The organism is Thiomicrospira sp. WB1, from assembly GCF_001507535.1.
Classification (GTDB): Bacteria; Pseudomonadota; Gammaproteobacteria; order Thiomicrospirales; family Thiomicrospiraceae; genus Hydrogenovibrio.
Map to the genome: position 1 here is coordinate 25,328 of NZ_LQBN01000003.1, position 23,423 is coordinate 48,750.

Annotated in this window: 21 protein-coding genes; 13 read left to right on the forward strand and 8 right to left on the reverse strand. The window is 57.6% G+C overall.

Translation table 11 applies throughout. The features are described from left to right. Positions 1 to 3: 3 nt before the first annotated feature. The gene (locus AVO41_RS07240) at positions 4 to 471 is read right to left on the reverse strand and encodes a (2Fe-2S)-binding protein (protein ID WP_068584930.1); all 468 of its coding nucleotides are present in this window, start codon (positions 469 to 471) and stop codon (positions 4 to 6) included. A gap of 255 nt (positions 472 to 726) precedes the next feature. On the opposite strand from AVO41_RS07240, the gene AVO41_RS07245 reads away from it, so the two are divergent. Continuing rightward, positions 727 to 3,435 (forward strand): diguanylate cyclase, encoded by a 2,709-nt coding sequence (locus AVO41_RS07245; protein ID WP_235584698.1) that lies wholly within the window; start codon positions 727 to 729, stop codon positions 3,433 to 3,435. 100 nt (positions 3,436 to 3,535) lie between these two features. Here AVO41_RS07245 and rpmG read toward each other — a convergent pair whose 3' ends face one another. The 4 genes from rpmG to radC form a co-directional block, all read right to left on the reverse strand. Then, positions 3,536 to 3,688, reverse strand: coding sequence for a 50S ribosomal protein L33 (rpmG, locus tag AVO41_RS07250; RefSeq protein ID WP_068584933.1), 153 nt, complete (start codon positions 3,686 to 3,688; stop codon positions 3,536 to 3,538). A gap of 11 nt (positions 3,689 to 3,699) precedes the next feature. Then, the gene (gene rpmB, locus AVO41_RS07255; protein ID WP_068584936.1) at positions 3,700 to 3,936 is read right to left on the reverse strand and encodes a 50S ribosomal protein L28; all 237 of its coding nucleotides are present in this window, start codon (positions 3,934 to 3,936) and stop codon (positions 3,700 to 3,702) included. Positions 3,937 to 4,136: 200 nt separating this feature from the next. Then, positions 4,137 to 4,886, reverse strand: a complete 750-nt coding sequence (locus AVO41_RS07260; protein WP_068584938.1) for a hypothetical protein — start codon at positions 4,884 to 4,886, stop codon at positions 4,137 to 4,139. After that, the gene (gene radC / locus AVO41_RS07265; RefSeq protein ID WP_068584940.1) at positions 4,883 to 5,560 is read right to left on the reverse strand and encodes a DNA repair protein RadC; all 678 of its coding nucleotides are present in this window, start codon (positions 5,558 to 5,560) and stop codon (positions 4,883 to 4,885) included. Before radC ends, AVO41_RS07260 begins: the two co-directional genes overlap by 4 nt. Before the next feature lie 62 nt (positions 5,561 to 5,622). Between radC and AVO41_RS07270 the strand changes: the two genes are divergently transcribed. Together AVO41_RS07270 and coaBC are read left to right on the forward strand one after the other, a co-directional pair. Further along, positions 5,623 to 6,018: a thioesterase family protein gene (locus AVO41_RS07270; protein WP_068584948.1), complete on the forward strand. Its 396-nt coding sequence runs from the start codon at positions 5,623 to 5,625 to the stop codon at positions 6,016 to 6,018. Continuing rightward, complete coding sequence (gene coaBC, locus AVO41_RS07275; RefSeq protein WP_068584950.1) at positions 6,015 to 7,265, forward strand: bifunctional phosphopantothenoylcysteine decarboxylase/phosphopantothenate--cysteine ligase CoaBC; 1,251 nt, start codon at positions 6,015 to 6,017, stop codon at positions 7,263 to 7,265. The genes AVO41_RS07270 and coaBC overlap by 4 nt, the downstream gene beginning before the upstream one ends. Before the next feature lie 28 nt (positions 7,266 to 7,293). On the opposite strand, the gene AVO41_RS07280 is transcribed toward coaBC, so the two are convergent. Further along, positions 7,294 to 8,127 (reverse strand): pirin family protein, encoded by an 834-nt coding sequence (locus AVO41_RS07280; protein WP_068584953.1) that lies wholly within the window; start codon positions 8,125 to 8,127, stop codon positions 7,294 to 7,296. 122 nt (positions 8,128 to 8,249) lie between these two features. On the opposite strand from AVO41_RS07280, the gene AVO41_RS07285 reads away from it, so the two are divergent. The 4 genes from AVO41_RS07285 to recQ all read left to right on the forward strand — a co-directional run bounded on the left by AVO41_RS07285 (position 8,250) and on the right by recQ (position 15,456). Continuing rightward, positions 8,250 to 9,179 (forward strand): LysR family transcriptional regulator, encoded by a 930-nt coding sequence (locus AVO41_RS07285; protein WP_235584699.1) that lies wholly within the window; start codon positions 8,250 to 8,252, stop codon positions 9,177 to 9,179. A gap of 72 nt (positions 9,180 to 9,251) precedes the next feature. Further along, the gene (locus AVO41_RS07290) at positions 9,252 to 10,421 is read left to right on the forward strand and encodes an efflux RND transporter periplasmic adaptor subunit (protein ID WP_068584956.1); all 1,170 of its coding nucleotides are present in this window, start codon (positions 9,252 to 9,254) and stop codon (positions 10,419 to 10,421) included. After that, on the forward strand, positions 10,421 to 13,561 hold the full coding sequence (locus AVO41_RS07295; RefSeq protein WP_068584959.1) for an efflux RND transporter permease subunit: 3,141 nt from the start codon (positions 10,421 to 10,423) through the stop codon (positions 13,559 to 13,561). The genes AVO41_RS07290 and AVO41_RS07295 overlap by 1 nt, the downstream gene beginning before the upstream one ends. Positions 13,562 to 13,626: 65 nt before the next feature. After that, positions 13,627 to 15,456 carry a DNA helicase RecQ gene (gene recQ, locus AVO41_RS07300; protein ID WP_068586018.1) on the forward strand — a complete coding sequence of 610 codons (1,830 nt, stop codon included), beginning with the start codon at positions 13,627 to 13,629 and terminating at the stop codon, positions 15,454 to 15,456. On the opposite strand, the gene AVO41_RS07305 is transcribed toward recQ, so the two are convergent. Then, positions 15,453 to 16,097: a DNA-J related domain-containing protein gene (locus tag AVO41_RS07305; RefSeq protein WP_068584961.1), complete on the reverse strand. Its 645-nt coding sequence runs from the start codon at positions 16,095 to 16,097 to the stop codon at positions 15,453 to 15,455. The two genes, recQ and AVO41_RS07305, sit on opposite strands and share 4 nt — an antisense overlap. 40 nt (positions 16,098 to 16,137) lie before the next feature. On the opposite strand from AVO41_RS07305, the gene nadD reads away from it, so the two are divergent. From nadD to lspA, 5 genes are read left to right on the forward strand one after another with little or no spacing between them, the layout of a single operon-like run. Next, a complete protein-coding gene (gene nadD, locus AVO41_RS07310) occupies positions 16,138 to 16,857 on the forward strand; it encodes a nicotinate-nucleotide adenylyltransferase (RefSeq protein ID WP_201022864.1) in 720 nt (239 codons plus the stop codon). 29 nt (positions 16,858 to 16,886) lie between these two features. After that, a complete protein-coding gene (rsfS, locus tag AVO41_RS07315; protein WP_068584964.1) occupies positions 16,887 to 17,252 on the forward strand; it encodes a ribosome silencing factor in 366 nt (121 codons plus the stop codon). Then, positions 17,253 to 17,723, forward strand: coding sequence for a 23S rRNA (pseudouridine(1915)-N(3))-methyltransferase RlmH (rlmH, locus tag AVO41_RS07320; RefSeq protein WP_068584966.1), 471 nt, complete (start codon positions 17,253 to 17,255; stop codon positions 17,721 to 17,723). Positions 17,724 to 17,760: 37 nt separating this feature from the next. Beyond that, positions 17,761 to 19,134 carry a GGDEF domain-containing protein gene (locus tag AVO41_RS07325; protein WP_068584969.1) on the forward strand — a complete coding sequence of 458 codons (1,374 nt, stop codon included), beginning with the start codon at positions 17,761 to 17,763 and terminating at the stop codon, positions 19,132 to 19,134. Positions 19,135 to 19,145: 11 nt separating this feature from the next. Then, complete coding sequence (gene lspA, locus AVO41_RS07330; RefSeq protein ID WP_068584973.1) at positions 19,146 to 19,676, forward strand: signal peptidase II; 531 nt, start codon at positions 19,146 to 19,148, stop codon at positions 19,674 to 19,676. 179 nt (positions 19,677 to 19,855) lie between these two features. Here the strand turns inward: lspA and AVO41_RS07335 are convergent, their stop codons facing one another. Beyond that, entirely contained in the window at positions 19,856 to 21,082 is a 1,227-nt protein-coding gene (locus AVO41_RS07335) for a lytic murein transglycosylase (RefSeq protein WP_068584976.1), read from the reverse strand. Between the two features lie 98 nt (positions 21,083 to 21,180). Here AVO41_RS07335 and rlmKL point away from each other — a divergent pair, with 98 nt between their 5' ends. Further along, positions 21,181 to 23,400 (forward strand): bifunctional 23S rRNA (guanine(2069)-N(7))-methyltransferase RlmK/23S rRNA (guanine(2445)-N(2))-methyltransferase RlmL, encoded by a 2,220-nt coding sequence (gene rlmKL, locus AVO41_RS07340; protein WP_068584979.1) that lies wholly within the window; start codon positions 21,181 to 21,183, stop codon positions 23,398 to 23,400. The last annotated feature ends 23 nt before the right edge of the window (positions 23,401 to 23,423 follow it).

The window sequence follows — 23,423 nt, forward strand, 5'->3', positions numbered from 1 at the left end:
GGGTTACGCCTCCTGCGGGTTGGTGGCAAAGGACAGATCAATGGCCTGTTTGATTTCCGGGTAGCTGCCGCATCGACATAAATTGGTCATGGTGGTCTTGATGGCGTCATCGCTGGGTTTGTCAGCCGTTTTCGCCTGTTCATAGAGCGATACGGCCGAGAGGATCTGGCCGGATTGGCAGTACCCGCACTGAGGCACATCCTTTTTTTGCCAGGCCTGCACAATGGGATGGTTTGGGTCGAGGCTTTCAATCGTGGTGATCTGAGCCTGGTTCAGGGTCGAGACTGGCGTGATGCAGCTGCGCGTGGGTTTTTGGTCGACGAGGACCGTGCAGGCACCGCACAGCCCTTTGCCGCAACTGAATTTGGTGCCGGTCAGTTGCAGGTGGTCGCGCAGTGCCCACAAAAGCGGCGTGTCGGGGTCAATGTCCAGGGAATGCGTTTGCTCATTGATGGTCAGGGTGGTCGACATGCAAAAACTCCTTCGGGCGGGACCCGGTGAATTCTGAAGGAAAAGACAGTACGAAAATAAGTGTGACACAAGGCCCGGGCCTCTGCAACGAAGCGCGTTCAGTTGTGATATTCATCTCTTTTTTAAAGGTTTTTGTGGTTTTTACGGCGGGCCAAGAGGGAGTTTGGTAAACTTGTTAAGCGCCTCGGGGCAGTGCCCGAGTCAATGACATGATGGTTTGACCACTGATTTCAAAAGAGAAAAGGAACACCTCGAGTGTTTGGTTGCACACACTATACGTTTTATTCGGTCCGTCGATGGCTAATCTATGGTGGCGCGTTTGCTCTGTTGTCTGCGCTGTTTACCTTTCAGCCTGTTCTGGCTGCCTCGCCTCAGACCCCGCAAGTCAGCAATGAACAGGATTTGAAGACCGTTCGCGTGCGGTTTAACTGGCATCACCAGTTTCAGTTTGCCGGGTTCTATGCCGCGCAGATGCAAGGGTATTATCGCGAGCGCGGACTGGAGGTCGAGATTCAGGATTGGGTGCCGAGCGCCCGTCCTGCGGAAGTGGTCCGTGCCGGAGAGGCCGAATTTGCGGTCGGTTACAGCACGCTGGTGGCCGACTATGCCGAAGGCGCGCCGATTCGGCTGGTGATGAGTGCGTTTCAGTATTCGCCCATGGTGTTGCTCAGCCATGAGCGCATTAATGACCTGGCCGACGCCGGTGGCAAGACGGTGATGCACCAGCACAACATGCAGGTGATGAACCTGATGCGCCAGATCCAGAAACTCAGTGACCAGCCTGTAATTGAGGTACCGGCAACGGGGCGCCTGGAAGATTTTATCGAGCGTCGGGTGGACCTGTATGCGGCTTATATGACCAATGAGCCTTATCGGTTGAACAAGCTGGACGTGCCGTTTTTTATTTTGGACCCGAAGTCTTATGGCTCGCAAAGCTATGGTGACATGCTGGTGACCTCGCGTTATTTTGCGCGTCAGCATTCCAGTCAGGTTCAGGCGTTTCGTGACGCCACCATTGCTGGCTGGGAGTACGCTCTGGCTAACCCTGAGTCGGTGGTGGATTACATCATGGCTCATTTCAACGTGGTCAAATCGCGTGATGCGCTGCTGTCAGAGGCCAAATTAACTCGTCAATATGTGGAAAGTGGCAATACCCCCATCGGCGACGTGGATGTGGCCAAAGTCAAAGCCACCGCCGCCAGCGCGCGCGATGCCGGCATGATCAGTGAGGTGACCTACCGCAATACGGATTGGGATACGTTTCTGTTTCAGCCGAGCAGTCTGGTTTTGACGCCTCAGGAGCAGGCGTTTCTGATGCACAATCCGGTGATCCGCATCGGCAATGACATTGATTGGGAACCGTTTGAATTTATTGATCCGTCCGGGCGCTATCAGGGGATCGCCGCCGACTATCTGGCTTTGTTTGAAGAACGCCTTGGGGTGACCTTTGAACCGGTTAAAGAAAAGCTCTGGGCCGAGGTGGTGGGCATGGCCGAACGCGGCGAGCTGGATATGTACTCCTGTGCTGTGGGCTCGCCTGAGCGGCAGGAGTATATGCGCTTTACCCAGCCTTATCTGTCGTTTCCCATGGTGCTGCTCGGGCTGAAAGACATGTCCTACATTCAGGATTACGAACAGTTGAACGGCGAAACCGTGGCGGTGGTCAGGGGGTATTGGTCGGAAGAGACCATGCGACGCCATTATCCTGAAATTCGCCTGTTAAAAGTGGATTCGGTCAAAGAAGGCATTGAAGCCGTGATCGAGGGGCGCGCACGGGCCTATTCCGGTAATCTGGGCGCCATCAACTACGCCATGAACCAGCATGGGCTGACCGGCGTGCATGTGATCGGTCAATCGGAGCAGCGATTTGAACTGGCCATGGGGGTGCGTCGTGACAGCCCAATTTTATTCGGCATCATCCAAAAGACCCTGAACTCGATCAGCGAGCAGGAACGCCGCGAAATCTACAATCGCTGGATTCGGCTGGAAGTGGTCAATCAGCTCGATCAGCAACAGCTTTGGAAACTGGCGGGTTCGGTGCTGTTGCTGGCGTTGATTTTGGTTGCGCTGGCACTGGTGTACCGTTATCAGAAAAAACGCCAACAGGCTTATATTGACCAGATTCATGAGTTGACCTACGCCACCCTGATTGATCTGGAAACCATGCGCATTGTCAAAGCCAGCGACAGCTTCCTGCGCTTGACCGGTTACAGCCGTGAGGATTTGCAGGCGCTCAATTACCTTGACTTGTCCACTGACCAGATTGACAGCCACCGTCAGGAAAAAATCCTGACCCTGTTGCTGGAAGGCAAGCGCTGGCGCGGTGAAATTCAGGGTCGAAAGAAAAGCGGGCAGCTGTATTGGGTGGAACTGACCTTTACCCCGGTGCGTGACTGGAAGGGCGAAGTGCGTCAGGTCTGGGCCACCCGGGTGGACATCAGTGACCGCAAAAAAGTGGAACGTTTGTCGATTCAAGACGAGCTGACCGGCGTGTACAACCGCCGTTTCTTCAATCAGCAGTTCCCGAAAGAGCTCAGTCGCCATCAGCGAGAGAAAAACCCGGTGTGTGTAGCCATGCTGGATTTGGATTATTTTAAGCAGGTCAATGACTACTTCGGGCATCAGCACGGCGACCAGGTGTTGGTGCAAGTGGCGGAACTTCTCAAATTGCGCTTTTCGCGCAGTGGGGATTACATCTTCCGCATGGGCGGGGAAGAGTTTCTGGTGATCACCACCATGCCCACCCCTGAAGCCTTCTACGAGTACTGCGAAAACCTTCGTCACGCGGTGTCTGATTGCGCCATTGCCAACCCGGACGCGCCTCAGGGCATTCTGACTTTTTCCATTGGTGCCGCCTATTGCGACTCGGATGAGTCCTTGGAAGCCGAAGAAGTGTACCACCGTGTGGATGAGCAGCTTTATCTGGCCAAGCAGCAGGGACGTAACCAAACCTGCATGATTTGATCGGATTGTTCTCCTCTCTGTTTGCTTGGCCACTGACGTTCAGACATAAAAAAACCCGGTAAAATTACCGGGTTTTTTGCGTCAAACAAGCCAGTTTCAATTACTTGATTTTGGCTTCCTTGAAGATCACATGCTTGCGGACAATCGGATCAAATTTTTTGATCTCGAATTTTCCGGGCATATTGCGCTTGTTTTTATCCGTGGTATAAAAATAGGCGCTCTCAGTCGATTTCAGTTTGATCTTATCGCGCATGATGGCACTCCTTAAACCTTCTCACCACGTGCACGCATCTCTGCCAGCACTGACTCGATGCCGTTTTTGTCGATGATGCGCATGCCCGCAGTGGACAGACGCAGTTTCACAAAGCGGCTTTCGTTTTCCACCCAGAAACGGTGCGTTTGCAGGTTTGGCAGAAAGCGACGACGAGTTTTACGATGAGAGTGGGAAACATTGTTACCGACGGCAGGTTTTTTACCTGTGACTTGGCATACTTTCGACATTTCTCTAATCCTCTCAAACACCCTGATTGACTGCGTCCGCAGTGCAAAAAAGGCCATTAAAAATATTCGAATATTTCTAAATTTTCACAGACCGGCCAATGTGGTGTTGGCCAAGTGATGAAAAATAAGAAGCGGAATTATCACGGATAACCCTGATAAAAGCAAGCCCTGAAACGGCATTTCTTTTGAAATCAAACCGTTTACACCATATAAGGCGGGTGCTTATCCACCAGTTGCGCTTCCAGTGAGCGCAAGCTGTGCGCCAACAGCGCCAGGCCCCCCAGCGTACCGGTCAGCCAGACCAGAGCCGTCCACACAAATAAATCGGGCGTGGCCAGCAGGGTCATTAGCAAAGAGTGGTCATAATGCAAAAGCGATGGCGGCCAGTTGGGCAGCAGGGCGTCAAACAGGGTTTTCAGTGCCGGGATCATCCCCCAGAACAGGTGCGTCAACAGGCTGATTACCCCAACTGACCCAATCAGCCACCAGGCCTGAGTCGGGGCAGGAAGCCAGCGTTGCCACAAAAGCAATAATGTCAGCAGGCCCCAGCCTGAAAGGGCCCACCACCAGAATTTTGTGGCGACCTCAATGGTTTGAGACAGCTGGGTCAGTTGCGCCACCTCGCCCGGACGCAGCAGTGTCGTGGTTGTCTCTGAGGTGGTGTAGTGCAATTGTGCCAACCCCTGACCTTGCGCTTGCAGAGCGTTCACCAGGTCGGCGATCAGACGCTGCTGGGTGGCAGCGCTGGTCTGTTCAAACCCTTTTTTAAACGGGTTTTGAGGCGCATGGGTCGCCACCGTTTGCGCAACCTTGGCCGGTTCGTACCAGGCCGAATACAGAAAGTTGCTTTGCGCCAGGCCCCAACCGCTCAACCCCATGGCGACGGTCAGGGTCAAGAGAAGCCAGAGACCGCCCAGTAGCTGTCGAAGCATTTGAATTAACCGGGTCATAGTTGTCCTCGTTGCGCCATGGAATGCCAGCGACCGTGATCGCCGATGATCAAATGATCAAGACAGCGCACATCAATCGTCGCCAGTGCCGTTTTCAGACGCTCGGTCAGGTGTCGATCCGATTCACTGGGCGTGGGATCTCCCGAAGGGTGATTGTGTGCCAGAATCACTGCCGCGGCCTGATGATCGAGCACGCTTTGAATGACCTCCCTGGGGTGAACGCTGGCTTGATTCAGCGTGCCGGTAAACAACGCATCGAACGCAATCAGTTGGTGTTGCTGATCCAGCAGCAACAGGCCAAAGGTTTCGCGGGACTGGTGGGATAAATGATGTTGCAGGTAACGTGCGGCGATTTCGGGTTCGGTCAGGGCCTGGCCTTTTTCAAGGCCGGATTGAAAGTGGCGGCGTGACATTTCCAGCACGGCCTGCAATTGCACGTATTTGGCCGTGCCCAGTCCTTTGCCCTGACAAAAATCATCGTAGGAGGCGCCCAGCAGAGCCGACAGGGTGTCGAACTGGTCCAGAAGGGTTTGCGCCAGCGCCACTGCGCTCTGGCCGGACACCCCGGTGCGAAGAAAGATCGCCAATAATTCGGCATCGCTCAGCTTTTCGGCGCCGAAATGGAGCAGTTTTTCTCTGGGGCGGTCGTGTTCATGCCAGTGGCAAATGGCCATGCCGGGTTCCCGGTTCTTTTGCTAGAATACCCGTATAGTATCGGAAGTAAGGAAAAGTGACAATGTTTCGAGTGTCGATGCAGGTGCGCGACTACGAATGCGATCTGCAGGGCGTGGTCAATAACGCCGTTTATCAGAACTATCTGGAACATGCCCGCCATGCCTTTTTGCATCACCACGGCATTGATTTTGCCGCCCTCACACGCGAGGGCGTTCACCTGATGCTGATTCGTGCCGAACTCGATTACAAGGCCCCGCTCAAACCTAATGACCGGTTTGAGGTCACGGTGTGCATGGTGCCAGAAGGGCGCATGAAAGCGGTGTTTGAACAGAAGATTGTGCGTGACGACGGCCAGTTGATGGTGGACGCGCGCACCATTGGTGTCAATACCTGCAACGGTCGTCCGGCGCGCTTGCCTGCCGAATTGATCGCCGCGATGGACGAGGAGCGCGCATGAACATTCTGCTGGGCGTGACCGGCGGCATTGCCGCCTACAAAGCTTTGAATCTGGTGCGCTTGTATCGCAAGGCCGGGCACGAGGTGCAGGTGGTGATGACCGACTCGGCGCAGGCGTTTGTGGCTCCGCTCAGTTTTCAGGCCCTGTCCGGGCATCCGGTGCGCACCGACCTGTTTGATGCGGAACAGGAAGCGGGCATGGATCACATCGCACTCGCCCGGTGGGCGGAGGTGATGGTGATCGCTCCGGCGACCGCCAATGTGCTCGCCAAACTGTCTGCCGGGCTGGCCGATGACCTGCTGAGCACACTGGTGCTGGCCAGCGACCGGCCGCTGGTGGTGGCGCCAGCCATGAACCGGGTGATGTGGCAACAGCCGGTCACCCAACAGAATGTCCAGATGCTGCGAGCGCGCGGCGTACAGATCGTTCCCCCGGGCGAAGGCGAACAGGCCTGCGGTGAAACCGGCGAAGGGCGGCTGGCGGACGAAATCGAGATTGTGTCCGCGACCGAATCCGTTTCCTCCACTGTGCCTGCTTCGTCCCAACCCGAAAATGACCAGGCCTGGTTAAAAACCCAGGCCTTTTTGCAAGGCAAGCAGGTGGTGATCACCGCCGGACCCACGCAGGAACCGATTGATCCGGTGCGATTTCTGGGCAATCGCAGCTCCGGGCGCATGGGCTTTGCGCTGGCTGACGTCGCGGCACAGGCGGGGGCCAGCGTCACCCTGATTGCCGGGCCAGTGAGCTTGCCCACACCCGCAAACGTCAGGCGCGTGGATGTGGCCACCGCTCAGCAGATGTTGGCCGCCGTGCAGACCGAGTTTGCGCAGACGGATGTGTTGATTGGCGCCGCCGCCGTGGCCGATTATCGCGTGGCCGAACCAGCCGAGCAAAAGCTGAAAAAATCGCCGGACACCGACGAGCTGACTCTCAAACTGATCAAAAACCCCGACATCATCGGCTGGGCCGGTCAGCAGAAAGCCGAGAACCACGGCAAAGGCCCGATTCTGGTCGGCTTCGCCGCCGAAACCGAAAATCTGGAAGCCCACGCCCGAACCAAACTCAAAACCAAACAACTCGACATGATCTGCGCCAACCAAGTCGGCGCCAACCTCGGCTTTGACCAGCCGGATAATGCTTTGACTCTAATTACTTCTACCCAAACCAAGCGTCTCACTCGATCTGGTAAAACCGATCAGGCAAATCAATTATGGCAAACGTTGACTGAATGGCTCAGTCAGTCATGATTGGCCCAGCGTTCAGTGGCGTTTGGCATTAAAACCGCCCCAGTCGGTAGTCTTCAAACGCTTGATTGAGTTCGGCCTGGGTGTTCATGACAAACGGGCCGCGTCGGGCGACGGGTTCGTTGATGGGTTGGCCGCTGATTAACAGAAAGCGAGCGCCGTTTTCGCCCGCCGTAAGCTCGCCTGAACCGCTGACTTGTGCCAGTTCGCCGGTTGACAGGTCAAACGGGTCGTTCAAGCTGCCTTCGATCATGACCAGCAAGGTGGTGTGTTCGGGCGTTTCCAAAAATGACCAGGCCTGGTTGGCGGGCAGAGTGATGTCCACAAACAGGGCTTGCGTGGCCTCGGCCTGAATCGGCCCCTGATACACCTTGTCTTCCTGACGAATGTCCCCGGCCAGCAGGCGAAAGCGGCGTCCGGCATCGTCCGTCCATTCGGTCAGTTCCTCAGGCTTGACGTCCCGGTAGCTGGCCGGTTGCTGTTTGTCTTCGGCGGGCAGGTTCAGCCAGAGCTGATAGCCGTGCAGGCGCCCCTGTTTCTGTTCCGGCATTTCCGAATGCACAATGCCGGCACCAGCGGTCATCCATTGCGCGCCGCCGGATTCGATCACGCCTTCGTTGCCCTGGTTGTCGGCGTGGCGCATCCGCCCTTCGATCAGGTAAGTCACGGTTTCAAAGCCCCGGTGCGGGTGCGGGGGGAAGCCAGCGAGATAATCCTGTGGTTCGTCGGTGGCAAAACGGTCCAGCATCAAAAACGGGTCGGCATCGGTCCAGTCGGGCGTGCCCAGTAGACGGGTGAGCTTGATGCCCGCGCCGTCCGTGGCGGCGTGGCCCTGCGTTTTGTGTGTCAAGGTCAGATGGCTCATGCATTTATCTCCTGATCATTGGCTTGTTTTGGTAATCTTAGCGCAGGGATTGCCCCGAAAAAACGCCCGGACGGGCAATACTCTGTTGTGAATCTGAGAACGGTGCGTTGGGGCGGCATGTGATGGGAGGCCAAGTGGCACAACTGGAACAAATCGAGGTGTTCATCCGGGTGGTCGAAGCCGGTGGCATCGGCAAAGCGGCAGAGCAGCTGGATGTCGCCAAGTCGGCGGTGAGTCGGCGCCTAGCTGATCTGGAGGCGCAACTGGGGATGAAGCTCCTGCAGCGCAATACCCGCCAGTCGCGCCTGACCGAAGAAGGCCAGCGGGTTTATGACAAGGCGCTGGCCGTGCGCGAGGCGGTCGCGGCCTTGCAGGAAAGTGCACAAACCGATCAGGCGCATTTGAGCGGACCGCTGCGGGTGTCCCTGCCGTTGTCGTTCGGGCTGGATCATCTCTCTGAACCAATGGGCCGCTTTGCCGAGCAGTGGCCAGAAGTGAAGCTGTCGGTGGACCTTTCGGACCGCCAGGTTGGGCTGATTGAAGAAGGATTCGATCTGGCTCTGCGCATCGGGCAGTTGGAGGCGTCCAATCTGCAGGCCCGAAAACTGGCGCCGATCCGGTTGGTCATGGTGGCCAGCCCGGGGTATCTGGCCGAATATGGCGCGATTAATACGCTGGCCGATTTGCAGGCGCACCCGGTACTGCGTTATGAAGGCGAAAGCACCCAGAGCTGGACGTTGGAAGCCCCAGATGGGGAATGGGTGACGTTGCAACAACCGGTGCGTCTGTCGGCCAATAACGGACATTTTCTGGTGGACATGGCCCGTGCCGGGCTGGGCCTGGCGGTGATGCCGGAGTTTCTCGCCCGTCAGGCTCTGTTGGCAGGGGAATTGGTGCCGGTGCTGCCTGCGTACCGTTTTCCTGAATTGGCGTTGTATGCGGTGTATCCGCAAAACCGTTATCTGTCCGGTAAGGCCCGGGCGTTGATTGACTTTCTGGTGGATTGGTTTGAACGCTCGGCGGTGCGCGCTGATTTGCGGGCAGATTCATGATTGTTGCACCCTGTGACCGCCTGACAGAAAGATAATCATTCTGATTCTTTTAACCGTGACGTCGAGTAACGCATGACTGAGCATAGACCTGATTCAAGATTTCGCGCGCTGGTTTCACTGGCATTGGCACTCTGGCTGGCAGGACCGCTGTCGGCCTTAGCGGCCGAACGCTCGGCATCGTCGGCGGTGCCGGTGATTGTGACCGAGGTCGACCGGGCGCCGGTCGAGGTCACCCTGACGCTGCTGGGGGAGCTCAAAGCCCGGGATGCGGTGATGGTGACGGCCACGGTGACCGAAACCATTGACCGCATTCACTTTGAAGACGGGCAAACGGTGAAAAAAGGCGATCTGCTGGTCTCGCTGCGTGATCGGGAAGAAGAGGCCAGGGTGCTGGAAGCCCAGGCCCGGCTTCGGGAAGCTCGGGCGCAATATGAACGGGCGCGCGAAGTCGAAGGGCGCGGCAATGTGACCAAGGCACTGGTGGATGAACGCTATCGCCAGTGGCAAACCGCTCAGGCACAGTTGACCGTGGCCGAAGCACAGCTGGCGGATCGGCAGTTGACTGCGCCCTTCTCGGGTCAGTTGGGCTTGAAGCAGGTGAGCGAGGGCGCACTGGTGCAGGCTGGTACCGAGATCGTGTCTCTGCAGAACATTCGCCAGCTAAATCTGGATGTGTTGATCCCCGAGCGCTTCCAAAACAGTGTGTTTGTGGGTCAGAAGGTGCGTCTGCACGCCCTGTCGGCCCCCAAACAATCCTACACGGGCGAGGTGTTTGCCCTTTCGCCGGAGATGGACCCGGTCTCACGGCTGTTGCCGGTGCGTGCGCGGGTCAGCAACAGCGCGGATCAGGCATTGAAAAATGCGATGATGGTCGAGGCCACGCTGAATCTGGCCACGACGCCGCAAATCCGTATTCCCAACAGCGCCATGTTGATGCAGGGCGATTTTTCCACCGTCTATCGCCTCAAGGCAAACGACGGGCAGGCCGGGTTTGAAACCGGTCAGACCTATGAGTTGGAACGGGTGCGCATTGAAACCGGCCAGCGCGGGTCGAACACCATTGAGGTGTTGTCGGGCCTCTCGCCGGGGGATGTCATCATCGCTCAGGGCGTGATGGGGGCGTCGGTGCGCAAGCCGGTCACCATCAAAGACTGGCAGACGGCGGACAGCTCGCAACGTATGTTGCTGAAGGGTCAGCCGGTCGCGACCCCGGACGCGGCCTCGGCTGAGGTGTCGCGCTGATGTGGTTGTCGGACACAGCGGTCAAACGCCCGGTATTGGCCGGGGTGGTGTCTTTGCTGTTGTTTGCGGTGGGGTTGATTTCCTATGAGCGGATGTCGCTGCGCGAATACCCGGATGTGGAGCCGCCCATTGTCAACATCGAAACCAATTACACCGGCGCGTCGGCCGCGGTGGTGGAAGACCGCATCACCAAGCTACTGGAAGACCGCATCGCCGGGGTGTCGGGCATTCAATACATTTCATCGACTTCCAAGGATGGGCGCTCGGACATCACCGTCGAGTTCGACATTGATCGCGACATCGATGCCGCGGCGAATGATCTGCGCGATCGGGTCTCGCGGGCACTGGACAATCTGCCCGAGGAAGCCGATCCGCCGGAGGTGGAAAAGCGCGAGGGCGATGACAGCCCGATCATGTGGTTCAACCTGGCCAGTGACGACAAAACCATTCCCGAACTGACCGATTATGCCGAACGCTACATTGTGGACCGTTTTTCGGTGCTCAATGGCGTGGCCCGGGTTCGCGTCGGCGGCGGTCAGTCGTTTGCGCTGCGGGTGTGGCTCGACCCGAATAAACTGGCGATGTATGACCTGACGCCAAGCGACATTGAAGCGCGCATTCGCGAGTCCAATGTGGAGTTGCCCGTGGGCGCGATTCAGGGGGAGCACATACTGCTGACGCTCAAGGCCGACAAACCGCTGGCCACGGTGGAAGATTTTCGACGGCTGGTGGTTAAGCAAAGCGACCAGACCGGTCAGGTGCGGCTGGATCAGGTGGCCGAAGTCCACATGGGAGCAGTGGAGCGGCGACGTTATTTCAAAGGCAACGGCAAGCCGATGGTGGGCATCGGCATCATCAAACAGTCTACCGCCAACACGCTGGAAGTGGCGCTACTGGCCAAGGCGCGCAAAGAACTGGTGAACAAAACCCTGCCGCCGGGACTGGAATTGCGCGACAGCTATGATGCCTCGGTGTTCGTGGAAAACGCGATTTTCGAGGTGTTTAAAACCCTGGGCATTGCGCTGGGTCTGGTGATACTGGTGATGCTGGCGTTTTTGAAAAACTGGCGTGCGGCGCTGGTGCCGGCGGTGACCCTGCCGGTGTCACTGATGGCGACCTTCTGGGTGCTGTGGATGCTGGGCTTTTCGGTGAACCTGCTTACCTTGCTGGCGCTGGTGCTGGCCATCGGGCTGGTGGTGGACGATGCCATTGTGGTGCTGGAAAACACCCAGCGCCATCTGGATATGGGGTACCCACCCAATGCCGCGGCGTATCTCGGCACCCGGCAGGTGGGCTTTGCGGTGATGGCGACCACGGCGGTGCTGGTGTCGGTGTTTCTGCCGATCGGGTTTATGGAAGGCCAGATCGGACGGCTGTTTTCCGAGTTTGCGGTCACTTTGGCGGTGGCGGTGATCTTTTCCAGCTGGGTGGCGCTGACCCTGTCACCGGCGCTGGCGTCCAATCTCCTGAAAAACCGCTCGTCGGCCCCGGCGCTGACGACAAACAACCACTCAAACCACCAGGCCTGGTCAAAAAAGCATCGTCCGGCCCCCAAACACGGTTTCAAGAAATTGCTGATCAAAAACCTGCGTTATCCCTGGGTGATTCTGACGGTGTTTGCTCTGGTGGTGATCTGGCTGGTGCAGACCGTGCAGACGTTGCCGCGTGAATACACACCCAAAGAAGACCGCGGGGTTTTTTTTGTGATGGTCAAAGGGCCGGAGGGCGCGACCTTTGAATACATGCGCACCTACATGGAAGAGATCGAAAGCCGGATGATGCCGCTGGTGGAAAGCGGCGAGGTCAAGCGCCTGATTGTGCGCGCGCCGCGTTCGTTCGGCTCCAGTGAGATTTTCAATTCCGGTTTTGTGATCGCGGTGATGGAGGACTGGGCCCAGCGGCGCAATGGGTTCAAGATCATGCAGGCGGTGCGCGAGAGCCTGTCCGGCCTGAGCGGGGTGCGGGCCTTTCCGGTGATGCGCTCCAGCATTGGCGGGCGCATTCAGAGTCCGGTGCAGTTTGTGATCGGTGGGCCCAGCTATGAAAAGCTGGAACAGTGGAAAGCCGACATGACCGAGGCCATAGAGCAGAACAATCCGGGTCTGAACAGTCTGGACTGGGATTACGAGCCCACCAAACCGGAGCTGGCGCTGACCATCGATTACGACCGGGCCAAAGCGCTGGGCGTGACCCATGGCGAACTCAACGAAACCCTGCAGATACTGCTGGGGTCCAAGCGGGTGACCACCTTTGAGTACGAGGGCGAAGAGTACGACATCATGCTCAAAGCCGATCCCAAATGGGCCATGGCCCCGGAAGATCTGCGTCAGATTTATTTGAATGCCGACGGACAGATGGTGCCGTTGTCGTCTCTGGTGAGTCTGGAAGAGCGCGCCACCGCGGGGGAACTCAATCGCTATAACCGCATTCGGGCGATCACCCTGAGCGCCAAGCTGGACGACGGTTATTCGCTGGGGCAGGCACTGGATTATCTCAATGAGCTGACGCGTGACGTTCTGCCGGAAGAGGCGACCATTGATTACAAAGGCCAATCGCGTGATTTTCAGACCTCGTCCAATTCGATCCTTTTTGTGTTTTTGTTCGGTCTGGTGGTGGTGTTTCTGGTGCTCTCAGCCCAGTTTGAGAGTTTCCGTCAGCCACTGGTGATCATGCTCACCGTGCCGCTGGCGTTTGCCGGCGGCATCTGGGCGATGGTCCTGTTTGGGATCAGCCTGAACATTTATTCCCAGATCGCGCTGGTGATGCTGCTGGGGCTGGCCACCAAAAACGGCATTTTGATTGTGGAGTTCACCAATCAGCTGCGTGACAAAGGCATTGGCTTTTATCGTGCGCTGCTCAGTGCCACCCAGTTGCGCTTGCGCCCGATTGTGATGACCACGCTCACCACCTGTGTGGGCGCGGTGCCGCTGATTCTGTCCAGCGGGGCCGGGGCCGAAACCCGCGAAGTGCTGGGCTGGGTGCTGCTGTTCGGCGTGGCGCTGTCCACGCTTTTGAGCCTGCTGGTGATTCCGCTGGCCTACCGTCTGCTGGCGCGCGGCACTCACTCGCCGCAATACAGCACCCAGAAGCTGGAGCGCTCACTTAAAGAGGCAGGCGCGGTGCCTTCAGAACGCTTGTGATCCCGTGAAAAATGCAGTAGTGTGAGCCTCTTTTCAACGACCGATCGAGACACACCATGATGGACATGGCCGATTCTGCGCAGGATTCCTCCCACGACACCGCTCGCCTTCAGGCCCAAACGGTCCTGAAATCGGTGTTTGGGTTTGAAGACTTTCGTCCCGGCCAGGAAGCGGTGATCACGCACCTGCTCGGCGGGGGCGATGTCATGGTCCTGATGCCCACCGGCGGCGGCAAATCTCTCTGCTATCAGATTCCTGCTTTGATCCGACCGGGCACCGCAATTGTGGTGTCGCCGCTGATTTCATTGATGCAGGATCAGGTGGGCGCGCTCAAGGCGCTGGGCATTCGCGCTGAATTTTACAATTCCTCGCTGGACCCCATGGCAGGTGAACAGGTTCTGCGCCAACTGCATGAGGGTGAGTTGGATCTGCTTTATGTCTCGCCCGAGCGGTTGCTGATGCCCGGGTTCATTGCTCAGCTCCAGTCCCTGCCCATCGCCATGCTGGCGATCGATGAAGCCCACTGTGTGTCGCAATGGGGGCACGACTTCCGGCCAGAATACAGTCAGATCGGGGCTTTGCGCCCATTGTTGCCCGAGGTGCCGTTTCTGGCGCTGACCGCCACCGCCGATCAGGCCACGCGCGATGACATGCTGGCGCGACTTCAGTTGCAGCGCCCGCACATTGAAATCGGTTGTTTCGACCGGCCCAATATCCGCTACACCGTGCAGGAAAAACGCACCCCTGCCAAGCAGCTGCAGGCGTTTCTCGATACCCGTGATGACGATGACAGCGGCATTGTGTATTGTCTGAGCCGCAAGCGGGTGGAAGAAGTGGCCGCGCAGTTGCAGGATCAGGGTTACTTGGCCAAGGCTTATCATGCCGGTTTGCCTGCCGATCATCGGGCCCGGGTGCATCAGGATTTTCTGCGTGACGAGGTGCGCATCGTGGTGGCGACGGTGGCGTTCGGCATGGGCATCGATAAACCCAATGTGCGATTTGTGGTGCATTACGACCTGCCCAAAAACATCGAAGGCTATTATCAGGAAACCGGCCGCGCCGGGCGCGACGGCCTCAGTGCCGAAGCGCTGTTGCTGTTCGGCGGGCGCGACATCAGTACCGCGCGGTATTTCATCGAGCAGAACACCAACGAAGAGCAGCGCCGCATTGAAAGCTTCAAGCTGTCGGCCATGGTGGAGTTTGCTCAGGGTCTGTCCTGTCGGCGCATGGTGCTGCTCAATTATTTCGGTCAGCGCGATGCCAAACCCTGTGGCAATTGCGATGTCTGTCTAAATCCGCCGCGTGTGTTTGACGGATTGGAAGCGGCGCAGAAAGTGCTGTCGTGTGTCTATCGGCTGGGGCAGGGCTATGGCGTGCGGTATGTGATCGAAATTCTGCGCGGTCAGGAAAACGAGCGCATTCGCAATCTCAATCATCAGACCCTGAGCACCTGGGGCATTGGCAAGGAATATTCGGCGGCTGAATGGGAGTCGATCATTCATCAGCTGATTCATCAGGGCTTTCTGGTGCAGGACATCCGCAATTACTCGGTGCTGCAATTCACCGAAAAATCCGGCGCATTGCTGAAAGGTCAGGTGTCGATCGAGCTGGCGTTACCCAAGAAGACCAAAGGGCGCGGCGGCACGCGACGCAGCGAAAAAGACGATCTCAGTGTCCGCCAGCGGGAGGTGTTTGATGCCCTGCGCGCTCTGCGCAAAGAGATTGCCGATTCCGAAGACCGTCCGGCCTATCAGGTGTTCGGGGACGCGGCCTTGATTGAAATGGCCAAACACCTGCCGCAGAACGACGGCGACCTGCTGGCGATACCCGGCGTGGGCGAGCGCAAACTGGCGCGTTACGGGTTTGAATTCTTGCAGTGCCTGCGCACGTTTTAAGCCCGCTGGATGTGACGCAATAAAATCGCTCTGGCTTCGGTCAGCGTGTGGAAGGTGTCGGCATCGCCGCCTTTGTCGGGGTGGTGTTTCTGGCTGAGGCGTCGGTACTGTTGTTGAATGCTGCGCTCGCTCAGTTCGGTATCTTGGGGCCAGTGCAGGGTTTGTTTGGCCTGCTCAACGGCTTGCGGGGTCAGAGTGACCGGCACGGGACCGGCGGCCAGACGTTGCCAGAAATCGGTGAGCAGATCGATCACATCGTCTTCCTGAGTGTCCCGGTATTCGTCAAAATCCAGGTAATAAGCGCGCAACGGGTCGTTTTTTACCAGGCCTGGTGAAAAAGCAGGTTGCTCGGGCATCGGGACCAGGTGAATCGACAGGGTGTGGATCTCTAGCTGACCAATGCCGTCCGTCCACCATTGATCCCGCAGGCGATAGAGCAGGTGAAACAGCATGAAGTGGCTTTGGAACAGGTGCAAAGGATCGAGACTGGGCTGAAACTGCTCAAACCCGGCTTCTACCAGCCGCTGCATCAGTTGGTGTTCACTCAGTTCGCCTTGGTTTTGCAGAAGGGTGCGCAGGGTGTGTTCGAACGCAGGCGGGATCGGCGGCGCCCCGGAAGTTGGTGTTTGTTCGGGCAACATTGCTATAATGTAGCAAAGTCGCAAGGGCCCGGTCAAAGTAATGTCTCTCGGCGTTGACGCCGCGAGTCGGGCCGATGTGCAAGCAATCCAGAGAGGGCGTGTGCCGGAAAGCCAATATCAGAACATCCAACAGGTCGAGCAGGTGATCGGCGTCAATGGCGGCACCTTTGATCCGATCCACTTCGGTCATTTGCGCCCGGCGCTGGAGGTGATGGAGGCGTTGGCCCTGTCGCAAATGCGTTTTGTGCCGGTCTATCAGCCCGTGCATCGGGACCAGCCAGGTCAAAGCGCGATGCATCGCTGTCGCATGGTGGAGTTGGCCATCCAGTCTCAGTCGGGGTTTTATCTGGATCGGCGTGAAGTCGATCGTGGCGGCCCTTCCTACATGGTGGACACACTGCATTCGCTAAAACAGGATTTCCCTCACGCCGCCCTGGTTCTGATGATGGGCATGGATGCATTTTTGCATTTTCCCCGTTGGCACGATTGGCGCGGCATTCTGTCGCTGGCCAATCTGGTGGTGACGCACCGTCCCGGTCAAACCTTGCCGGACACGTCTCAGCCAGCGGGGCAGTTGCTGGCCGAGCGCGGTGTGGATGTGCTGACGCAACCGGCCGGTCAGATTCTGGATCTGGCGGTGACCCAGCTGGCGATCAGTGCCACCGACATTCGCCAGCGGCTGGCCCGGCAGACGTCCGCGGCTTATTTGCTGCCCGAGTCGGTGGCGCAATACATTACAATGCACCAACTTTATCAATGACAACGGCGCGATGCCTCAGGAGACCATGCATGGATTTAGCGCAGACCCGCAATTTGATCGAAACCACATTGGAGGACGCCAAGGCACGTGATGTGCAGGTGATGGACGTCAGTCAGATCAGTTCGTTTACCGATCTGATGGTGGTTGCGACCGGGACGTCCACGACCCATGTGCGTTCTACGGGTGAGGCGTTGAGTCAGGCGTTCAAAGAAGCGGGCGAGCCGCCTTTGGGCGTCGAGTCCGGGCCCAACCCGGACTGGGTGCTGGTCGACCTGGGCCAGGCGGTGGTGCATGTGATGACCGAGTCGGCGCGTGCGCATTATCAGCTGGAAAAACTCTGGGACATGCCACCGCAACGTGCGGGTGAGAAAGTGGATCCGACCGAGCTGCTGTAAATGGTGATTCACCTGATTGCGATCGGGCAGAAAATGCCCGGCTGGGTGGAGACCGCCTACGCCGATTACGCCAAGCGACTGCCGGCACAGTGTCGGCTCAAACTGGTGGCGTTGCCCATGCCGCACCGAGGCAAAAGCCAATCGTGCGACAAAGCGCTGAGCGAAGAAGCCAGGCGGATTGAAGCGGCGATTCCCAAAGGCGCTCGCATCGTGGTGCTGGATGAAAAAGGCCAAGCACCGACCACGGAAAAGCTGGCGGGCAAACTCGACCAATGGTTGGGCAGTGGGCAGGACGTGGCCCTGATCGTCGGCGGACCGGATGGTCTGTCACCTTCGCTCAAACAAGCGGCGCACTGGCAATGGAGCCTGTCGCCGCTGACCCTGCCGCATCCATTGGTGCGCGTGTTGCTGGCCGAACAGCTTTACCGGGCCTGGAGCCTGTTGCAAAATCACCCGTATCATCGGCCCTGAGGCTGAGGACGCTTAAACCAAATCTCAAAGGACACGCATGAATTTGACAGAAGGGCACGACACCAGCGGACTGGCCCAGTTTTATCTGCAAAATCTCTACACCGACGCGCATAATGCATTGCTGAATCAGGGGCGCGAACTGTTTGAGCGGGAAGCCGGAGCGGCGGTGGATAAGTTTTACGATCAACTGATGTCCACACCCAAGGCCGCGGCGTTTCTGACCACCGAGCTGGTGCAAAACCGCCTCAAAGCCGAACTGAAAAAATGGATTCTGACCACATTGTCTCCCAAAACGCCGGCGGAAGTGCCGGAGACGGTGGCGTTGCAACTGAAAATCGGCGAAGTGCATGCCCGCATTGATGTGCCCATGTCGCTGGTGGATTCATCGATTTTTATCATCAAACACCATTTGTTTCGGGCGGTTTTAAACAGTGACCTGTCGCGTGAGACACGGACTGAATTAGTGGCACTGGTCGACACCATTCTGATGGCCAGCTTGAGCCTGATTGACGAAGCCTATCTCGGTGGTCTGGTGGAAAGCGAGCGGGTCAGTCAGGAATATCGCAGTCATACATCGGCCCACGACATTGCGGTGGACATCGAGCGCGTCAAATCGGGCCTGTTCAGTTGGTTCACCAGCTATGTGTCGGATGTGGCGCTCAAACACAAGCGTGTGCCCAAAAGCATTTATCAGGAAGACGCCGGGCTCTGGCTGGTGCACAAGTTGCCACTGATCTCAGGTGATGCCTCCGCGACACAGACTCTCCAAAACAGTCTGAAAGCGTTTGATGAACTGACCCAGCAATCCATGGACGAAGAGGACCTGTCGGATCGATTTGATAAGTTGCAGCAACACCTGAACGAAATTTCATACCTGCTGACACACATTGCCGACCGTAATCTGGCATCGGCCTCGCAGAAAGATGATCTCACGGCATTGGTGGCCCGGCGTTTTATGGTGCCCATCATGCAGAAAGAAACGCAGCTGGCCCTCAAACTTAATAAAACCTACAGCGTGATGATGATTGACCTGGATGATTTCAAAATCATCAATGATGCCCATGGCCATCTGGCAGGGGATCAGGTGCTCAGTCAGGTCGCTGGGCTGGTCACCCGTCACATCCGCGTCACAGATTATGCTTTTCGTTATGGCGGCGAAGAGCTGATGGTGGTGTTACCTGAATGCGCCTTGAGCAAAGCCTGCTCCGTGGCGGAAAACCTGCGTGTGAGAGTGGCCGAGCGCCCGATTGAACTGGAACACGGCAGCCAGATCAAAGTGACCTGTTCAATTGGGGTGGCCGAATTTCAGTCCCACCCGGATTTCATGCAGGTGATTGAGGCGGCGGATCGCCAGCTTTATCAAGCCAAGCATGCCGGAAAAAACCGGGTGCTGCCCGCGCCCAAATCCTGAGAGGACCTGTCATGAATGCATTCGGTTTGAACCGTTTACGCGCCAGTGCCCTGCCCAGTCTGTGGCTGGCGCTGATCTGGGTGGTGGCCGATCAGGTCACCAAAGTCTGGGCCGAAACCCACCTGATGGTGGGCGAACCGGTGGCGGTATGGCCGCATCTGAACTGGACACTGGCCTACAATTACGGCGCGGCTTTCAGTTTTCTTGCCGATCACGACGGCTGGCAGACCTGGTTCTTCAGCATTCTCGCCTTGGTTGTCAGCGTGGCCCTGATCATCTGGCTGGCGCGTTTGCCGCGCGGCTGGAGCACGGAAGTCGTGGGGCTGAACCTGATACTGGGCGGGGCGATTGGCAATGTGATTGACCGCATTCAAGCCGGGCGCGTCACCGATTTCATCGATTTTTACATCGGCAGCTGGCATTACGCCACCTTCAATATCGCCGACATCGCCATCAGCCTGGGCGCGTTTCTGTTAATCCTGTCTGAATTCTGGTTGAAACCTCGGGCTCAGAAACGCAAAGCTCGGAAAGCTCGGGCTTAAACTGATCTTTGACGTCGGTTTCGTGCTTGCTCTGACGCATGCTTGAGCCAGAGTTTTGCAATCTGACATTGATACTTCCAAAACAGATAGGCACTGTGATTGATGTGTCGTGCAGAAATCGGTCGAGTCAGTAACGGCGTGATGTCTTTGTTCATGCCACTCGTTTCCCTCTCATGCGCTCAGTCTCCCTGTCGTTTCCGTAGGATGTTGAGCATGCGCGGGGAGGGGTAGCCATCGGCCGGTAAATCTTCTCGCTTTTGGTAGCGGCGCAGGGCGTCGCGGGTTTTGCTGCCGATGACACCGTCCACCGGGCCCACCGGTAAGCCGGCTCTTGCCAGGCGTTCCTGCAGTTCGCGTGTCTGCTGATGACTCAGTGCTTCGTCATTAGGCGGCGGGTTGGCGGTCAGGGGGGCGCGTCCGACGATGCGATCGGCCAGATGGCCCACTGCCAGCGCGTAATTGTCGGAAAAGTTCCAGCGTTTGATTACGTGGAAATTGTCATAAATCAGAAACGCCGGGCCACGGTGATCGTGTGGCAGCAACAGGGCTGCCTGCATGGTTTCGTCAGGTAGGGCGCGTCCGTCGGCCAGCGTCAGCCCCATTTCTGACCAGGCCTGGAGGGGGCGTTGTGTTTCACCATCGGCCAGGCTGTAATCAAACCCCTCTGGCAAGGCCACTTCGCGGCCCCAGTTTTCGCCACGCACCCAGCCCAATTCTTCCAGAAAGTTGCCCATGGAATAAAAAACATCGTCCAGACTGTTCCAGAGGTCAACCTTGCCGGAGTTGTCGGCATCCACGGCGTATTTGAGGTAGTTGGTGGGCATGAACTGGCATTGGCCCATGGCACCGGCCCAGGAGCCGCGCATCTGATCCGGGCTGACGTGCCCCTGGTCAATGATGGTGAGAGCGGCCATTAATTGTTCCTGAAAGAAACCCGAGCGGCGCGGGTCGTAGGACAGCGTCGCAAGAGATTCGATGATCGGGGTATTGCCCGTATAGCCGCCGTAATTGGTTTCCATGCCCCAGAGTGCAATGATGAAGCGGGCCGGGACGCCATATTGTTGGGTCACTTCGTGCAATCGGGGGCGGTATTTCTGGTATAGCTTCTGGCCGTTTCTCACGCGCCAGTCGGTGATGGCCGCATCAAAGTATTGCCAGAAAGTACGGGTGAACTCAGGCTGACGTCGATCCAGTTCCAGCACGCGGGTATTGAGTGTGACGTTCGCAAACGCTTTTTCAAGGGTGGTCGCGCCGATGCCATGGGAAGCGGCTTTTTTCTTGAAGGTTTGCAACCACTTCTGAAAATCGGCATTGGACTGCGGCGGGGGGCTGTAGGCTTGAGCGCCCAGTGCCAGCCACGACAGGGCCAGAGCCAGAACGATGCGCGATGCGAAACTCGAAATCATGGTCATTCATTGTATGGGTGGGTTGGAAAGGCCCCTATTTTACAAAAGGCGGGGGGCCGGATGCAGTAAAATACGGGTTTTGGGTGAAGGGATTTTTTATGTGTCGCTTTTTTGCAACGTCGCCGCCGGGGTTGAGTGAAATTTTGCGCGAAGAGCTGGAATCGCTGGGCGCGGTTCAGGCCAAGGCCCAGCCGCTTGGGGTGGCGTTTGAAGGCGATCTGGAAGTCGGGTACCGGGCCTGCCTTTGGTCGCGCGTCGCCAACCGGGTGTTTCTGGAACTGGCGGAGATGGAACTGGCCAATCAGGAAGACCTGACCCGTCAGGTTACCCAGTTGCCTTGGTGGGAACATCTGGATGTGGACGGCACCTTTGCGGTGTCCTTTACCGGCAAGGGGCTGGGGATTGAGCACAGTCACTTTGGTGCCCTGACGGTCAAAGACGGGGTGGTGGATGCGTTTCAGGCGCGCTATGGCCGCCGACCCTCGGTGGACATGCAATCACCGGATGTGCGCATTCACGCCCACTTGAACCGGCAAACCTTGCGCATCAATCTGGACCTGGCCGGTCACAGTCTTCACCAGCGCGGGTATCGGCTGGATGCCAAAGTGACCGCGCCCTTGAAAGAAAATGTGGCCGCCGCCCTGCTTTACCGGGCGCAATGGCCGAGCATTGCTGCCAAAGGCGGTGATTGCTATGATCCGATGTGCGGCTCCGGCACTTTTCTGATCGAAGCGGCGATGATGGCCGCCGACGTCGCGCCCGGCCTGGCGAGCGCCGAGCGCATGCAGCTGACTCGCTGGCGAGGGCACGACGACGCTCTCTGGCAACGTTTGCTGAGTGAGGCGGGGCAGCGCGAAGCCGACGGATTGCGTAAGCTGGGTGCGTTTTACGGCTCGGATGTATCGCACAAATCCATTCAAGCGGCCGAGCGCGCCATTGCCGCCGCCGGGTTTGATGATGTGATTGAGCTCAAGCCCATGGCGGTGGAGCAGGCCCATCGCTGGGGTCCCTGGCAACCAGGCCTGGTCATTTCCAACCCGCCCTATGGCGAACGCTTGGGTGAAATTGAGGCCGTGCGCCCGCTTTATACCAAGCTGGGCGACTTGCTCAAAGCCGAGTTCGAAGGCTGGCAGGCTGCGATTCTGACCTGTCACGACGAACTGGCCAAAGCGGTCGGTCTCAAAGCCAAGCGTTGGCACAGCGTCAACAATGGGGCGATGGAGTGCCGCCTTTATCGTTTTGACGTGACTGAGGAAAACTTCCGTCAGGCCGCGTTGCCCACCACGCCTGACCTGGCCGCACAATTGCAGACCTTTCGCCCCGAACTGGCCGAATCGGAAGGGGCCCGAATGTTTGCCAACCGGCTGCGCAAAAACCTGAAACAGCTCAAAAGCTGGCGCAAACAAAACCAGATCGAGGCGTTTCGTGCTTATGATGCCGACATGCCTGAATACGCCTTGGCGATTGATGTCTATGACACCAACGAAGACGGCCGCTGGTGTGTGGTGGCCGAATACGCGCCACCGAAAACCGTGAATGCGGGCAAGGCCCGACGACGTCTGCACGAAGCGCTGGTGACGCTGCCAGAAGTATTGCAGATGCCCGCCGAAAACATTGTGTTCAAGGTACGTGATCGCCAGAAAGGCCAGAACCAGTACGAAAAGCTTGATGAACAAAAGCGGTTTTTGACTGTCAACGAAAACCAGACCCGTTTGCGGGTGAACTTTACCGACTACCTTGACACCGGCCTGTTTCTGGATCACCGCGATGTGCGGGCCTGGTTGGCTCAGCAATGTGCCGGCAAACGCCTGCTCAATCTTTTCTGTTACACCGCGAGCGCCAGTGCGACTGCGGCGGTGGCGGGTGCCAAAAGCAGCCTGAGTCTGGATTTGTCCAAGACCTATCTCAACTGGGCACAGAAGAATTTTCGGTTTAATCAGATCGATGAAGACGCGCATCAACTGCAGCGTGCGGATGTGCTGCAATGGTTGCAGACAATGAGCAAAGATCCGGGTGAGCGGCCGCCGCTGTTTGACTGGGTGTTTTTGGACCCGCCGTCGTTTTCCACCTCCAAGCGCATGGATGACACCTTGGATGTGCAGCGCGACCATGTGCGTCTGATTGAGCAGGCCATGGCTCTGCTGAAACCGGGCGGGCAATTGCTGTTTTCCACCAATCTGCGTCAGTTCAAACTCGATAAAGCGGCGTTCGAGGGAGAGTGGCAGATCACCGATCTGACCCGTAAAACCTTGCCCAAGGACTTTGAACGCAACCCCAAAATTCACCAGGCCTGGTGGTTTTCGCCTCAGGCCCGATGACAGAGGGAGTGCCGTTGGCACGC

Bases quoted from the DNA above. Each gene is read 5' to 3' on its own strand.
- AVO41_RS07285 (WP_235584699.1), top strand. From the start codon at position 8,250: ATGGGAGGCCAAGTGGCACAACTGGAACAAATCGAGGTGTTCATCCGG.
- AVO41_RS07290 (WP_068584956.1), top strand. From the start codon at position 9,252: ATGACTGAGCATAGACCTGATTCAAGATTTCGCGCGCTGGTTTCACTG.
- AVO41_RS07240 (WP_068584930.1), bottom strand. From the start codon at position 471: ATGTCGACCACCCTGACCATCAATGAGCAAACGCATTCCCTGGACATT.
- AVO41_RS07325 (WP_068584969.1), top strand. From the start codon at position 17,761: ATGAATTTGACAGAAGGGCACGACACCAGCGGACTGGCCCAGTTTTAT.
- radC (WP_068584940.1), bottom strand. From the start codon at position 5,560: ATGGCCATTTGCCACTGGCATGAACACGACCGCCCCAGAGAAAAACTG.
- rpmB (WP_068584936.1), bottom strand. From the start codon at position 3,936: ATGTCGAAAGTATGCCAAGTCACAGGTAAAAAACCTGCCGTCGGTAAC.
- rpmG (WP_068584933.1), bottom strand. From the start codon at position 3,688: ATGCGCGATAAGATCAAACTGAAATCGACTGAGAGCGCCTATTTTTAT.
- rsfS (WP_068584964.1), top strand. From the start codon at position 16,887: ATGGATTTAGCGCAGACCCGCAATTTGATCGAAACCACATTGGAGGAC.
- AVO41_RS07335 (WP_068584976.1), bottom strand. From the start codon at position 21,082: ATGATTTCGAGTTTCGCATCGCGCATCGTTCTGGCTCTGGCCCTGTCG.
- coaBC (WP_068584950.1), top strand. From the start codon at position 6,015: ATGAACATTCTGCTGGGCGTGACCGGCGGCATTGCCGCCTACAAAGCT.
- AVO41_RS07305 (WP_068584961.1), bottom strand. From the start codon at position 16,097: ATGTTGCCCGAACAAACACCAACTTCCGGGGCGCCGCCGATCCCGCCT.
- nadD (WP_201022864.1), top strand. From the start codon at position 16,138: ATGTCTCTCGGCGTTGACGCCGCGAGTCGGGCCGATGTGCAAGCAATC.
- recQ (WP_068586018.1), top strand. From the start codon at position 13,627: ATGGCCGATTCTGCGCAGGATTCCTCCCACGACACCGCTCGCCTTCAG.
- AVO41_RS07280 (WP_068584953.1), bottom strand. From the start codon at position 8,127: ATGAGCCATCTGACCTTGACACACAAAACGCAGGGCCACGCCGCCACG.
- AVO41_RS07295 (WP_068584959.1), top strand. From the start codon at position 10,421: ATGTGGTTGTCGGACACAGCGGTCAAACGCCCGGTATTGGCCGGGGTG.
- lspA (WP_068584973.1), top strand. From the start codon at position 19,146: ATGAATGCATTCGGTTTGAACCGTTTACGCGCCAGTGCCCTGCCCAGT.
- rlmH (WP_068584966.1), top strand. From the start codon at position 17,253: ATGGTGATTCACCTGATTGCGATCGGGCAGAAAATGCCCGGCTGGGTG.
- AVO41_RS07270 (WP_068584948.1), top strand. From the start codon at position 5,623: ATGTTTCGAGTGTCGATGCAGGTGCGCGACTACGAATGCGATCTGCAG.
- AVO41_RS07260 (WP_068584938.1), bottom strand. From the start codon at position 4,886: ATGACCCGGTTAATTCAAATGCTTCGACAGCTACTGGGCGGTCTCTGG.
- rlmKL (WP_068584979.1), top strand. From the start codon at position 21,181: ATGTGTCGCTTTTTTGCAACGTCGCCGCCGGGGTTGAGTGAAATTTTG.